Annotated in this window: 13 protein-coding genes; 8 read left to right on the top strand and 5 right to left on the bottom strand. The window is 65.1% G+C overall.

Features of this window, described 5'->3' with window-relative positions:
• Positions 1-715 (top strand): transporter associated domain-containing protein (locus SE92_RS21365; RefSeq protein ID WP_157095924.1); only part of this gene is annotated, 715 nt, incomplete at its 5' end.
• 32 nt (positions 716-747) lie between these two features.
• Here SE92_RS21365 and SE92_RS21360 read toward each other — a convergent pair.
• Entirely contained in the window at positions 748-1,017 is a 270-nt protein-coding gene (locus SE92_RS21360; protein ID WP_063198119.1) for a BolA family protein, read from the bottom strand.
• A gap of 158 nt (positions 1,018-1,175) precedes the next feature.
• Here SE92_RS21360 and SE92_RS21355 point away from each other — a divergent pair, with 158 nt between their 5' ends.
• Entirely contained in the window at positions 1,176-1,814 is a 639-nt protein-coding gene (locus SE92_RS21355) for a J domain-containing protein (protein WP_063198117.1), read from the top strand.
• Positions 1,815-1,872: 58 nt separating this feature from the next.
• Here the strand turns inward: SE92_RS21355 and SE92_RS35115 are convergent, their stop codons facing one another.
• Together SE92_RS35115 and SE92_RS21350 are read right to left on the bottom strand one after the other, a co-directional pair.
• The gene (locus tag SE92_RS35115; RefSeq protein WP_084251868.1) at positions 1,873-2,109 is read right to left on the bottom strand and encodes a hypothetical protein; all 237 of its coding nucleotides are present in this window, start codon (positions 2,107-2,109) and stop codon (positions 1,873-1,875) included.
• A gap of 253 nt (positions 2,110-2,362) precedes the next feature.
• The gene (locus tag SE92_RS21350; RefSeq protein ID WP_063198115.1) at positions 2,363-3,457 is read right to left on the bottom strand and encodes a citrate synthase/methylcitrate synthase; all 1,095 of its coding nucleotides are present in this window, start codon (positions 3,455-3,457) and stop codon (positions 2,363-2,365) included.
• 82 nt (positions 3,458-3,539) lie between these two features.
• Here SE92_RS21350 and SE92_RS21345 point away from each other — a divergent pair, with 82 nt between their 5' ends.
• The gene (locus SE92_RS21345; protein WP_063198113.1) at positions 3,540-4,754 is read left to right on the top strand and encodes a citrate/2-methylcitrate synthase; all 1,215 of its coding nucleotides are present in this window, start codon (positions 3,540-3,542) and stop codon (positions 4,752-4,754) included.
• A 46-nt stretch (positions 4,755-4,800) separates the two neighbouring features.
• On the opposite strand, the gene SE92_RS36020 is transcribed toward SE92_RS21345, so the two are convergent.
• Positions 4,801-5,529, bottom strand: a complete 729-nt coding sequence (locus SE92_RS36020; protein WP_157095597.1) for a hypothetical protein — start codon at positions 5,527-5,529, stop codon at positions 4,801-4,803.
• Positions 5,530-5,682: 153 nt separating this feature from the next.
• Positions 5,683-6,318: a DedA family protein gene (locus SE92_RS21335; RefSeq protein ID WP_063198110.1), complete on the bottom strand. Its 636-nt coding sequence runs from the start codon at positions 6,316-6,318 to the stop codon at positions 5,683-5,685.
• Between the two features lie 309 nt (positions 6,319-6,627).
• Between SE92_RS21335 and cobS the strand changes: the two genes are divergently transcribed.
• The 5 genes from cobS (at position 6,628) to SE92_RS21310 (ending at position 12,880) form a co-directional block, all read left to right on the top strand.
• Positions 6,628-7,611, top strand: a complete 984-nt coding sequence (gene cobS / locus SE92_RS21330; RefSeq protein WP_502686773.1) for a cobaltochelatase subunit CobS — start codon at positions 6,628-6,630, stop codon at positions 7,609-7,611.
• 188 nt (positions 7,612-7,799) lie between these two features.
• Positions 7,800-9,704, top strand: a complete 1,905-nt coding sequence (gene cobT, locus SE92_RS21325; RefSeq protein ID WP_063203683.1) for a cobaltochelatase subunit CobT — start codon at positions 7,800-7,802, stop codon at positions 9,702-9,704.
• Positions 9,701-10,771 carry an esterase-like activity of phytase family protein gene (locus tag SE92_RS21320; RefSeq protein ID WP_063198107.1) on the top strand — a complete coding sequence of 357 codons (1,071 nt, stop codon included), beginning with the start codon at positions 9,701-9,703 and terminating at the stop codon, positions 10,769-10,771. The genes cobT and SE92_RS21320 overlap by 4 nt, the downstream gene beginning before the upstream one ends.
• A gap of 291 nt (positions 10,772-11,062) precedes the next feature.
• Positions 11,063-12,175, top strand: coding sequence for an NADH:flavin oxidoreductase/NADH oxidase (locus SE92_RS21315; RefSeq protein WP_063198105.1), 1,113 nt, complete (start codon positions 11,063-11,065; stop codon positions 12,173-12,175).
• Positions 12,176-12,472: 297 nt separating this feature from the next.
• Positions 12,473-12,880 carry a hypothetical protein gene (locus tag SE92_RS21310; protein ID WP_063198103.1) on the top strand — a complete coding sequence of 136 codons (408 nt, stop codon included), beginning with the start codon at positions 12,473-12,475 and terminating at the stop codon, positions 12,878-12,880.
• Positions 12,881-13,028: the final 148 nt, after the last annotated feature.

Genomic DNA, 13,028 nt, shown 5'->3' with positions numbered 1-13,028 from the left:
CGAGCTCCAGGTCTCCGACGTCATGATCCATCGCACCGAGATGATGATGATCAATGCCGATCTGCCGCCGGAGGAGCTGGTGCGCGAGGTGCTGGCGACCGAATACACCCGCATCCCGCTGTGGCGCGAGAAGCCGGAGAACATCATCGGCGTGCTCCACGCCAAGGATCTCCTCCGCGCGATCCGCGCGTCGGACGGCGACACCTCGCGCATCGACGTCTCCACCATCGCGCTGCCGCCCTGGTTCGTGCCGGAGATGCGGCCGCTCGCCGAGCAGCTCAAGGCGTTCCGCCGCCGCAAGACCCATTTTGCGCTGGTCGTCGACGAGTACGGCGAGGTCGAGGGCCTGGTCACGCTGGAAGACATTCTGGAGGAGATCGTCGGCGACATCTCCGACGAGCATGACGTCGTTGTCGCGGGCGTGCGCGCCCAGCCGGACGGCTCCGTCGTGGTCGACGGCTCGGTGCCGATCCGCGACCTCAACCGCGCCATGGACTGGCATCTGCCTGATGAAGAGGCAACGACGGTCGCCGGCCTCGTTATTCACGAGGCGCGCTCGATCCCCGACCGTGGCCAGAGTTTTACGTTCCACGGCTTCCGTTTCCGCGTCCTGCGCCGCGAACGCAACCGCATCACCGCGCTCCGTATTTCACCGGTGCCGCGCGAGGCGGAAATGGAAGGGGCCAAGCCGCGGAGGGCGGGGACGTCGTTCTAGTTCTCTTACCCTCCAGGGGAGGGTAAAGAGTATCAACCTTCCCCCGGCGCCTTGGCCTGGATCGCCAGCGCGTGCACGCTGCCTGCGAGTTCCGCGGCCAGCGCCGAATTTATCATGCGGTGGCGCTCGACCCGGCTCTTCCCTTTGAAGGCGGCCGACACGATATGTAAGCGGAAGTGCGTCTCGCCGCCGGGCCGATGGCCGGCGTGGCCCTCATGCAAATGTGACTCGTCGACGACCTGCAGGCTTTCCGGCGTGAAAGCTTCCTGCAACTTGTTGCTGATAGTGTCTCTCATAGCCATGTGTGTGCCATCTGGGTGCGCGGACACTCCGTCAATTGCATAGGCCGCCTCTGGCGGCCGTACGTCAAGTACGCCGAAGTGAAACTTCGGCTACGGGTTTGCAGCTAATTGCAATGTCAAGACTTGAAGGTTTTTGCATTGCGTAGTCAAAGTCAGCCATGCCGATCGATTCATCAAAGTTCTTCGACTCCATCCGCGTCAAGCCGCGGGGCAAGCAGCCGGAAGTGAAGCCGCGCGACACCGCCGTCGGCTGCGAATGGGTCGGATGCCAGAACAAGGGCGCGCATCGCGCGCCGAAGGGCCGGGAGAACCAGCGCGAGTACTGGCACTTCTGCCTGAACCATGTGCGCGAGTACAACCAGAACTACAATTTCTTCTCCGGCATGAACGCCGACGCCGTCGCGCGTTACCAGAAGGACGCGCTGACCGGCCACCGTCCGACCTGGAAGATGGGCGCCAATGGCGGCGTCAAGAAGGGCGCGGAAGCCGAGATCGATGGTGCGTTCGATCCGTTCAGCATGTTCCAGGAGCTTAACGGCCGCGCCGGCTGGCGCAAGGGCCCGGAGGCAACCCAGCCCAAGGCCGAAACGCGCAAGGTCATGAACGCCGAGCGCAAGGCGCTCCAGGTCATGGGCCTCGGCCCCAGCGCCACGCTCGCCGACGTCAAGTCCAAGTACAAGGCGCTGGTGAAGCAGCACCACCCCGACGCCAATGGCGGCGACCGCTCGACCGAAGATCGCCTGATCGAGATCATCAAGGCGTATAATTATCTGAAGACGGTGGTGCGCGAGGCGTAAGGCCGTTTTCGCGCCGTGATGTGATGCCGTCCGCCAAAGCGGACGGCATCGAAAGACGTCACCTGCCCCGGCAAACCCGAACGTGTTTGACGATACGGCGGCCATGATAGCCGCGCGTGACCACCGTGCGCACGGTGCACACGCGGCGCGGCGCGTGATGATAGCGTGCGTTCACGATGTCATCGGACACCGCTGCGCCGGGCAAAGGTTGGGCCGGCAACGCATTGGCTGGTCCGGCGAGCGACGAGAGGGCGAGCAGCGTTCCTGCAGCGAGGGCGCAAGCGAGTTTCTTCATTATCAGTCCTTTTCTTGTTCGCCCCTGAAGAGTTTATTGGGGCGAGCATGAATGCGCCGCGAGCCTCCACGTTCCCCTTCGCCGATGAGTCCTTTCGTCGCATCGGTTGCGGTATCTCCACAACGGCGGTCTCGCAGGGTAGGCAAAGCGCAGGCGTGCCCACGCATTCCTTGCGATCGAGAGAGATGGTGGGCACGGCGCAAGTGCGCCTTTGCCCACCCTGCGATTTTTGGAGTCGCCGAGACATCCGCTCTCAAGCTTCCGGCATCGCGCCCACATAGGACGAGCTCGGCCTGATCAGCCGCCCCGTGCGCTGCTGCTCGCGCGCATGCGCGGTCCAGCCTGCGGCGCGCGCCACAGCGAAGATCGGCGTGAACGCCTGCCGCGGAATCGCCAGCGCGTCGAGCAGGATCGCGGTGAAGAACTCGACATTGGTCTCCTGCGGCCGCTCCGGATTCTTCTTGCGCAAGGCGGCGCGGATATACGCCTCGACCTCGCCGGCAAAGGGCAGATCGGTGCCGTTGGATGCCAGCGCCTCGACCGCGGCCTTCAGCACGTCGGCGCGCGGATCGCGCACGCGATAGACGCGGTGACCGAAACCCATCATCCGCTCGCCGCGGGCGAGCGCCGCATCCACCCAGGGCTGGATGCGCTCGCGCGTGCCGATCGCGTCCAGCATCTCCAGCACCGGCTCCGGCGCGCCGCCGTGCAGCGGACCCGTCAGTGCGCAATAGCCGGCGGTCACCGCGGCGAACAGATCGGCCTGTGTCGAGGCCACCACCCGCGCGGTGAAGGTCGAGGCATTCATGCCGTGATCGCTGGCGGTGACGAGATAGGCGTCGAGCGCGGTGACTTCGCGCGCGGCGGGCGCGCGTCCGTGCAGCATGCGCAGCGTGTCTGCGGCATGGCTCAGCGTTGGATCGGGGGCGACCGGCTCGAGCCCTTTGGCGCGCCGGACCAACGCGCCTGCGATCACCGGAAACGCGCCGACGATCGTCGCCTCGTGCTCCAGTCCAGGCTCGGCGCGAAGGCCGGCGACGGCCGCACGAAATCCGTCGATGACGCCCATGCCGCGCGTCGCCGGCAACAGGTCCGGCAAGCGCGCGAAGGCGCGGTCGCGCGCCGTGCCCAGGCTCGCCCGCACATTGGCTTCGCTCAAGGTCGACTTGCTGGCGCCGTTCCAGAGCCGGGCGGTGACGCCCTCGAAGCTCGACTGGCTCGCCAGCCGGCCGACATGCTCCCCGGCAATGATCAACTCGCCGCGCTCGCCGTCGACATGGCTCAGCACGGACTCGGCTGCGGGAACGCCGTCCAGCCCGATCTGGCTTTTGGTGAGGTGGATATTCATGGCCCAATCTCCCGTTTGCACTGCACGGGCGGAAAGGTCGGGCCTCTCGACAGATTGATCAATCTTGATTACATAAATCAATATGAATAATTCCGCTGGCCTCTACCTCTCCGCCCGGGAGGCCGCCGCCGAGCTCGCGATCTCGCCGGCCACGCTCTACGCCTATGTCAGCCGCGGCCTGATCCGCTCCGAGCCGACGCCGGACTCGCGCAAGAACCGCTACCGGGCCGAGGACGTCCGGGCGCTGAAGGAGCGCCGGGTGCCGTCGCCGGAGCCGCGGGGCCTGCGCAGCTTCGACGCCGACCTGCCGGTGATGGATACCGAGATCTCGACCATCACCGAGGAGGGCGCGATCTATCGCGGCGTCAATTGCGTCGATCTTTCCGAGCGCGACACGCTGGAGCACACCGCGACGCTGCTCTGGGATGTCTCCGACGTCGATCCGTTCGCGTCGGACAATCAGCCCGCGCTTTCCGAGGAGATGCGAACCATCGCGCAAGCCGCGCGCCGGGCGGCACCGATCGATCGCGCCATCGCCGTGCTGGCACTGGCCGCGAGCGTCGATCCCCGCGCGTTCACGCGTGCGCCTGATGGTCGCGCGATGGTCGGCGGACGAATCGTCCGGCTGCTGGTCGCGACCATGCTCAATGCCGAGCCCTCAGCCGAGCCGTTGCATCAGCAGATCGCAAACGCCTGGGTGGCCGACAACAAGCATGCGCCCGACCTGATCCGCCGCGCGCTGGTGCTGCTGGCCGATCACGAGCTGAACGCCTCGACCTTCACCGCGCGCTGCGCGGCCTCGACCGGCCTTAATCTCTATGATGCCGTCATCGCCGGTCTCGCCTCGTTGAAGGGGCCCAAGCACGGCGGCGCCAGCGTGCTGGCCTCTCAGCTCGTCAAGACGCTGATCGATCGCGACGTCGGCCCTGTTGTGCGCGAGCGCGTCGCGCTCGGCGAGCGCTTTGCCGGCTTCGGCCATGGCGTCTACAAACGCGGCGATCCCCGCGCGCAATCGCTGCTCAATGCCTTGTCGCGCGCCGGCGCGCCGCGAAAGTTCACCCGCGAGGTGCCGGAGCGGATCGCGGAAGCGACCGGCGAATTCGTCAACATCGACTATGCACTCGCCGTACTGGTGCACGCGCTGCGCCTGCCCGCCGGCAGCGAGCTCGCGCTTTTTGCCATGGCCCGCAGCGTCGGCTGGATCGCGCATGCCAGCGAGCAGTTGCAGTTCGGGAAGTTGATACGGCCAAGGGCGCGGTATGTTGGGCCGGCGCCGGGGAAGCGAACGTCAGTATAGGCTGCGCTGCGCTCAGTATCGAGAGTAAGCTGTCGGATAAGGGCGGTTAGTCTGCTAAGTAACTACGGTTGTGTCCGTTCTCGCAAAGGTGCAGAGCCGCACCCATGTAGTAAACGCAAGACTCTGTATAGATAAACCGGTTTGGCGTGACTGGGTCTTTATACTGCATTATGTTCAGGACGTAGGCTAAGAGGGTACCGGAGTTCAGATCAGCGGTCTGTTTGTCATCCAATTTCGGCCCGAACACCGTGAACCATGTATCAGCTTGTCCGGGGTGAATTTCCGATTTGGGCCCCGGTTCTGACAGCGTAATCTGCGAACGCAGAATCGGGAACATGCCATCAATTGTGCTATTGGGCGCGCGGCTCGTAGCCAACATTATTATGCCGGCGCGGCGAAATGCGCTGGCTGTGTTCTTTCCATTATTGATGGTGAATATGTTTACGGCATACTGCTTTTCTGGCGTTACTATTGGTTGCCAAAGGCGGACATCGAGTCGGGCACTATTCTCCTTAAGAGGAGATTCGGCTTGGGATGGCCCGGACCAGTAGTTGCGGTCAACATAATCAAAAAGAACACCAGTCCACGTCAGGGCTAACAGCAACATAGGTACAAAAAGCCGTGGTCTGGAGTGGATCGGTAGGGCCGGCTTTTTGGATTTGTTTGGGGTGCTCACGGGTGGCGGCTTTGGCCAGTGGTATACGAGCGCGTTATAGAACGCAGCTATAACGGCTGCGGCGGTAGCTACCCAAAATCCCATATCGGCATAAGTCATTCCGCGATTGTGGGGTGAACAAATTGTGCACGCAATGCCCGGGCCAGATTTTCCCGCTATTTCAGACCGTTTGAGATGGCGCTCGCATATTTTTTGGGCCGAAATTATCGAACATGAGTTTGCCAACCAGAGCCAGAGGATCTCCAGGTTGGCTCAAGGCCTTCCGATCTGACGGCGGTGCAGCGTCCAGACGCTGAGCGCCACGATCGCAACGCCCACCACGGTCAGCATCCAGATGTGCTTGCCGACATGCCCATGATGATGCAGCCCGGCATATTCGTGCAGCGCCGACACCGCCAGCACGCCCGGCAGCACATGGGCCGGCGCCCAGACCAGGATCGCCGGGATGTTCACCGCGTAGAACTTCGCCGGCGCCATGCCGAGCGCGCCGGCGGTGACAGGCACGAAGGCGCGGATCGGCGGGACGAAGCGGGCGAAGAACACGGCCCAGGTGCCGAAGCGGTGGAAGAAGCTTTCGCTCTCAGCGACCACGCGCGGATAATTGGTCAGCGGCCAGGTGTTGAGGATCTTGCGCTGCTGCCGGTGCCCGATCCAATAGGCCGAGCCGTCGCCGAGCACGGCGCCGCTCGCTGCCGCCAGCAGTACCCACGGCAGTGCCAGTTCGCCGCCCGGGACCAGGGCGCTCAGGGCCAGGATGATGGTCGAGCCGGGGATTACCGAGCCCACCACCGGCACGGCTTCGAGCAGCGCCGCCAGGAACAGGGTCAGATAGGCCAGCCACGGGTGGGCCGAAACGAAGGATATCAGGGGATCGAGAAAGGACGTCACGTCGTCTCTTGCAGGGCTGGAGCATGGGGCCTTCGGACCCTACATAAGTAACTGCATACGGCCAAAGTGCCATTCGCACGGAACGGGCGTGATCCGCCCGAATTTGGGCGTGATTCGCAAGGCAGCCCTCCAAAAACTGCGTTCCTTGCCTATCTAAATGAAAAGACAACGGAACTTTGATTGGCGGCCGGGCTTCTGCCGGCTCGTTGTCTCTGATAGGTTGATTTTCAGCACCCAGCCGCAGCCAACGTGCGAATAACCGGTTTCGGGACCGCCCGGGACCTCGGAGGATTGATGACGACCGCCGCCATGTCCAAAGTTGAGGAAGTTTCCGGTCTGCCCGACATGAAGGTGTCGGTGCGCCAGGTGTTCGGGATCGACAGCGATCTCGAAGTCCCCGCCTATTCCGCAGTCGATCCTCATGTGCCCGAAGTCGATTCCGACTACCGCTTCGACCGTGCCACCACGCTCGCCATTCTCGCGGGCTTTGCCCGCAACCGCCGCGTGATGGTGACCGGCTATCACGGCACCGGCAAATCCACCCATATCGAGCAGGTCGCGGCCCGCCTGAACTGGCCCTGCGTGCGCGTCAACCTCGACAGCCACATCAGCCGTATCGATCTCGTCGGCAAGGACTCCATCGTGGTTCGCGACGGCAAGCAGGTCACCGAATTCCGCGACGGCATCCTGCCCTGGGCGCTGCAGAACAACGTCGCGCTGGTGTTCGACGAATACGACGCCGGCCGCCCGGACGTGATGTTCGTGATCCAGCGCGTGCTGGAAGTCTCGGGACGCCTGACGCTGCTCGACCAGAACAAGGTGATCAAGCCGCATCCGGCGTTCCGCCTGTTTGCGACCGCCAACACGGTCGGCCTCGGCGATACTTCGGGCCTCTATCACGGCACCCAGCAGATCAACCAGGGCCAGATGGACCGCTGGTCCATCGTCACCACGCTGAACTATCTCAGCCATGACGAGGAAGTGGAAATCGTGCTGGCCAAGGCCAAGCACTATCGCACGCAGGAAGGCCGCGACATCGTCAACAAGATGGTGCGCCTTGCCGATCTCACCCGCAACGCCTTCGCCAACGGCGATCTGTCGACGGTGATGAGCCCGCGCACGGTGATCACCTGGGCGGAAAACGCCGACATCTTCAGCGATATCGGCTTTGCGTTCCGCGTCACCTTCCTCAACAAGTGCGACGAGCTCGAACGGCCCCTGGTCGCCGAGTTCTACCAGCGCTGCTTCAACGCCGAGCTGCCGGAATCGGCGGTGAACGTGGCGCTGAGCTGACGCAACAATGGTGTCGTCCCGGACAAGCGCAGCTCTGGGCAACGCGAAGCGTTGTCGAGAGCGAAGTGCAGATCCGGGACCCAGAACCACAGGCCGTGGTTTTGCGAAGATCGGGCCATCAGTGTGCTCACTAACTGCTCCCTGTGGCTATGGGTCCCTGCCTTCGCGGGGACGACGGTGAGATCGAGATGAGCACCACCTCCAACTCCAAATTCCGCAGCACCAAGGAAGCGCCGACCGAGCCGTTCAAGCGCTCGGTTGCCTCCTGTCTGAAGGCGATCGCCAAGACGCCGGAGCTCGACGTCTCCTTCGCGGCCGAGCGCCCGGGCCTCGCGCCCGGCAAGGCGCGGCTGCCTGAGCCCGCGCGAAAAATGACCAAGCGCGACGCCGCGATCGTGCGCGGCCATGCCGATTCCATCGCGCTGAAGATCGCCTGTCACGACGCAAAACTGCATCGCAAGCTGATGCCGGGCAATCCGCAGGCGCGCGGCGTGTTCGAGGCGGTGGAGCAGGCGCGGGTCGAGGCGATCGGCGCGCGCCGCATGGCGGGCGTTGCGAAAAACCTCACCGCGATGCTCGACGATCATTTCCATCGCGGCAAGTTCGACGAGATCACCGACCGCGCCGATGCGCCGCTCGCGGATGCGCTGGCGATGCTGGTGCGCGAGCGCCTGACCGGCATGGCGCCGCCGACCGCCGCCAAGAAGATGGTCGACCTCTGGCGTCCGATCCTCGAAGACAAGATCGGCAAGCGGCTCGACCGGCTCGATACGCTGGTCGAGGACCAGACCCGGTTCGGCGATGCCGTGCATGATCTGCTCTCCGCGCTAGAGCTCGGCGACGAGCGCAATGCCGACAGCGAGGACGACGACAACGACGACGAGAACCAGGACGGCGACAACGATCAGTCCGGCGCCGAGGGCTCGCCCGATTCCGACGCCGCGCAGGAGATGAGCGCCGACCAGGCACAGGCCTCGAGCGAAGAGATGAGCGAGAGCGCGATGGAAAGCGCGCAGGCCTCGACCTCCGACACCTTCGACGACGGCGAGCTCGGCGACGACGAGACGCCGGGCGAGGCGACGCGTCCGAATTCGCACGGCAAGAACGAGCCGCGCGGGCCGGAATACCACGCCTTCGCGCCCAAATTCGACGAGGTCATCGCCGCCGAGGACCTCTGCGACCATGACGAGCTGGAGCGGCTGCGCGCCTATCTCGACAAGCAGCTCGCGCATCTGCAGGGCATCGTCGCCCGCCTCGCCAACCGCCTGCAGCGCAAGCTGATGGCGCAGCAGAACCGCGCCTGGGAGTTCGATCTCGAAGAGGGCATTCTGGACCCCGCTCGGCTGTCGCGCGTCGTCACCGATCCCTATCACCCGCTGTCCTTCATGCACGAGAAGGAGGCGACGTTCCGCGACACCGTGGTGACGCTGCTGCTCGACAATTCCGGCTCGATGCGCGGACGGCCCATCACGGTCGCCGCGACCTGCGCCGACATCCTCGCGCGCACGCTGGAGCGTTGCGGCGTCAAGGTCGAGATTCTCGGCTTCACCACGCGCGCCTGGAAGGGCGGGCAATCGCGCGAGGCGTGGCTGGCCGCCGGCAAGCCGGCCAATCCCGGCCGCCTCAACGATCTCCGCCACATCATCTACAAATCGGCGGATGCTCCCTGGCGTCGTGCGCGGAAGAACCTTGGCCTGATGATGCGCGAGGGGCTGCTCAAGGAGAACATCGACGGCGAGGCGCTCGACTGGGCGCACAAGCGCCTGCTCGGCCGGCCCGAGCAGCGCAAGATCCTGATGATGATCTCGGACGGCGCGCCGGTCGACGATTCCACGCTGTCGGTCAATCCCGGCAATTATCTCGAGCGGCACCTGCGCTACATTATCGAGGAGATCGAGACCCGCTCGCCGGTCGAGCTGATCGCGATCGGCATCGGCCATGACGTGACGCGCTACTACCGCCGCGCGGTGACGATCGTGGACGCGGAAGAGCTCGGCGGTGCCATCACCGAGAAGCTCGCCGAACTCTTCAGCGAGACCAACACCGCGCCAACCCAGCCGGCCGGTCGCCCGCGACGCAAACTGCATTCGTGAGCACGCATTCATCCCGCCGCAGCTTTCTTCGATACGCTGCGGCGGGAGTCTCCACCTTCGCAGTCTCGCGAGTCGCGCTGGCGCAAGCTACGGTCGAGCCGCCGCCGCGCCCGCTTCAGCTCGAGCATGCCGTCGCCGACCCCGTCAGCGTCGAGGTCAACGCGCGCGTCATTCCCAATTTCGAGCCGCGCGACCGCACCCGTACGCGCTTCGGATCGCTCAACTATCGCAGTGGCCTCGTGCTGACCTCGCCCTATCGCGGCTTCGGCGGCCTGTCCGGCCTTCGGCTCGATGCCAGGGGCGAGCGCTTCCTCGCCGTCTCAGACCAAGGCGGCTGGTTCACCGGGGCCATCCGCTATGCCGATGGCAAGATGACCGGGCTCGCCGACGTCGAGGCTGCGCCGCTGCTAGGCGCCGAGGGCCGGCCGATCACGGAGAAGCGGCTGTGGTGGGATTCGGAATCGATCGCGCGCGACGGCAGCCTCGTCTATATCGGGCTCGAGCGCGTCAACCAGATCCTGCGCTATGACTTTGCCAAGGGCGGCACGCGCGCGCGCGGCGAGGTGATGCCGGTGCCGCCGGGCGTGCGCAAGCTGCCGTCCAACAAGGGGCTCGAGGCGCTGGTCGTCGTGCCCAAGGGGCAACCACTCGCGGGCACGCTGATCGCCTTCTCCGAGCGTGGCCTCGATGCCGACGGCAATCTCACGGCCTTCCTGATCGGCGGCCCCACGCCCGGCCAGTTCAGCGTGCGCCGCATCGAGAAATACGACATCAGCGACGCCGTGCTGCTGCCTTCCGGCGAGCTCCTGATTCTCGAGCGCAAATTCTCTTGGTTCACCGGCGTCAACATCCGCATCCGCGCGATCCCGCTGAAGTCGATCGCGCCGGGCGCGCTGGTCGACGGCCCCGCGCTGTTCGTCGCCGATCTCGGCCAGGAGATCGACAACATGGAAGGCATCGACGCCCACGTCACGGCGGACGGCGAGACCGTGCTGACGCTGATCTCCGACGACAACTTCTCGATGCTGCAGCGGACCTTGTTGCTGCAGTTCACGCTGGCGGAGTAGGCCGTGTCGTAGCCACCATTGCGCTCGCGTGTCCCGGACGCGCTGCAACGCGCGAGCGTTGCTGCGCAGAGCCGGGACCCAGGAAGCCGCGCGTTCGCTGTTGCATGGGCCCCGGCTCTGCGGCGCATCGCTGCGCGCTGCGCCGCGTCCGGGGCACGAAACCGCCGTCGAGCGGCAATGCATGGCCCTGCCCGCCGCCATGCCGCCCGCGAGGGCTGGCAATCTGCCGTCCGCCCATTACACTCCATGCAATTGCTTCCATCCCTCCCTCCTGTCCGGAACTCCCCCCGCATGTCCGTCCTGTTTTCCCCGATCAAGCTGCGCGGCCTGACGCTGAAGAACCGTGTCGTGGTGTCGCCGATGTGCCAATATTCGGCCGACGACGGCGTCGCCAATGACTGGCACTTCACCCACATCAACAATCTCAGCCTGTCGGGCGCTTCGATGTTCTGCATCGAGGCGACCCATGTCGAGGCGATCGGCCGCATCACGCCGGGCTGTCTCGGGCTCTACAGCGATGCCTGCGAGGCCGCGCTGCACCAGGTCCTCACCTCCGTGCGCAAGCATTCCTCCACCGCGATCGCGATGCAGCTCGCGCATGCGGGCCGCAAGGCGTCGAGCGCGCGGCCCTGGGACGGCGGCCAGCTGATTCCGGTCGAGCAGGGCGGCTGGCAGACGGTGGCGCCATCAGCGCTGCCGCACAAGGAGGGCGAGGCGGCCCCGCTCGCGCTCGATGCCGCGGGCCTGACGCGTATCCGCGAGGCCTTCGTCGACAGCGCGAAGCGCGCGGCGCGGCTCGGCATCGACGCCATCGAGCTGCACGGCGCGCACGGCTATCTGCTGCATCAGTTCCTGTCGCCGATCTCCAACAAGCGCACCGACGAATATGGCGGCAGCCTCGAAAATCGCATGCGCTTCCCGCTCGAGATCTATGATGCCGTGCGCGCGGTATTCCCCGCCGACAAGCCGGTGGGCATGCGCGTGTCGTCAACCGACTGGGTCGAGGGCGGCTGGGATCTGGCGCAGACCATCGCCTTCGCCAACGCGCTGAAGGCGCGCGGTGTCGACTGGATCGATGCCTCCTCCGGCGGCGTCTCGCCGCTGCAGAAGATTCCGCTCGGCCCCGGCTATCAGGTGCAGTTTGCGGAGGCCATCAAGCGCGAGACGGGATTGCCCACCATCGCCGTCGGCCTGATCACGGAGGCGAAGCAGGCGGAAGAGATCGTCGCATCCGGCAAGGCCGACATGGTCGCGCTCGCCCGCGGCATGCTCTACGACCCGCGCTGGGCCTGGCACGCCGCCGCCGAGCTCGGCGGCGAGGTCGAAGCACCCCCGCAATATTGGCGCTCGCAGCCCTCGACGCAAAAGGCGCTGTTCGGAAAAACGACGTTCGGGGCGCGGTAGGGTCTGTCCATGTGAGGCGCGATGGCGGCTCCGCATATACCGCTGTCGTCCCTGCGAAAGCAGGGACCCATAACCACAGGGAGCAGTTTGGCGAAGGCTCGTAGTTAAGTTGTCAACGCGCACCCGGGATCATCGATGGATCACGCGGTATGGGTCCCTGCTTTCGCAGGGACGACAGCGGTATGTGAGGCGAGCGCTTTCGTCCCTCACTCCGCCCCCTCCGTAAATCCCCTCAGCTTCCACGCCCCGCAAATCTGGCCTAACCTCCATCCCTCAACTCCGCGACGGAGGCACGCCATGCGTTTTCGTGTTCGCAAAACGGCTCACATCTTCGAGCGCGTCGGCCTTGCGATGGCGGGCGCGGCGTGCGGGCTGTTCGTCGGCGCCTATGTCGGATCGGCGATCCCGCAGCTCACCACGCAGGGATTCCTGCTGGTGATGATGCTGCTCGGCTTCGTCGGCTTCTATCTCGGCATCGACACGCCGCAAATGCCGTTCGACGACGCGCACAGCCAGATCGATGCCGCCGAATTGATGAGCTCCGCCGGCACGCTCTGCGCCACGCTCGCCGCCTTCGTCTCCGTCCTCGTCATCGTGCTGCGCCTCGATCCGCACATGGGCTGGACCTGGCTCGTCTTCTTCGGCTGGATCGCAGGCGTCGCCATGCAGATCGTCGCCGGCGCCAAGGCGAGGATGCGGAAGTAGGCGCTTTCTTATCCTCCCCTGGAGGGGGAGGGTCGGCTCATATTGAGCGTAGCGAAATATGAGACGGGGTGGGGTGACGGTCTCTCCTCATCCCACAGTGCCCGCGTGGAGAGATCACCCCACCCCGCTCGCGCTACGCGCGATCGAC

Source organism: Bradyrhizobium sp. AT1, from assembly GCF_001590795.1.
GTDB lineage: Bacteria > Pseudomonadota > Alphaproteobacteria > Rhizobiales > Xanthobacteraceae > Bradyrhizobium.
The sequence above is the reverse complement of the archived record's forward strand: the minus strand, read 5'-3'. Positions and strand labels throughout refer to the sequence as shown.

Coding starts and splice junctions, on each gene's coding strand:
- SE92_RS21360 (WP_063198119.1), bottom strand. CDS start 1,017: ATGGCTATGAGAGACACTATCAGCAACAAGTTGCAGGAAGCTTTCACG.
- SE92_RS21355 (WP_063198117.1), top strand. CDS start 1,176: ATGCCGATCGATTCATCAAAGTTCTTCGACTCCATCCGCGTCAAGCCG.
- SE92_RS35115 (WP_084251868.1), bottom strand. CDS start 2,109: ATGAAGAAACTCGCTTGCGCCCTCGCTGCAGGAACGCTGCTCGCCCTC.
- SE92_RS21350 (WP_063198115.1), bottom strand. CDS start 3,457: ATGAATATCCACCTCACCAAAAGCCAGATCGGGCTGGACGGCGTTCCC.
- SE92_RS21345 (WP_063198113.1), top strand. CDS start 3,540: ATGAATAATTCCGCTGGCCTCTACCTCTCCGCCCGGGAGGCCGCCGCC.
- SE92_RS36020 (WP_157095597.1), bottom strand. CDS start 5,529: ATGACTTATGCCGATATGGGATTTTGGGTAGCTACCGCCGCAGCCGTT.
- cobS (WP_502686773.1), top strand. CDS start 6,628: ATGTCCAAAGTTGAGGAAGTTTCCGGTCTGCCCGACATGAAGGTGTCG.
- cobT (WP_063203683.1), top strand. CDS start 7,800: ATGAGCACCACCTCCAACTCCAAATTCCGCAGCACCAAGGAAGCGCCG.
- SE92_RS21315 (WP_063198105.1), top strand. CDS start 11,063: ATGTCCGTCCTGTTTTCCCCGATCAAGCTGCGCGGCCTGACGCTGAAG.
- SE92_RS21310 (WP_063198103.1), top strand. CDS start 12,473: ATGCGTTTTCGTGTTCGCAAAACGGCTCACATCTTCGAGCGCGTCGGC.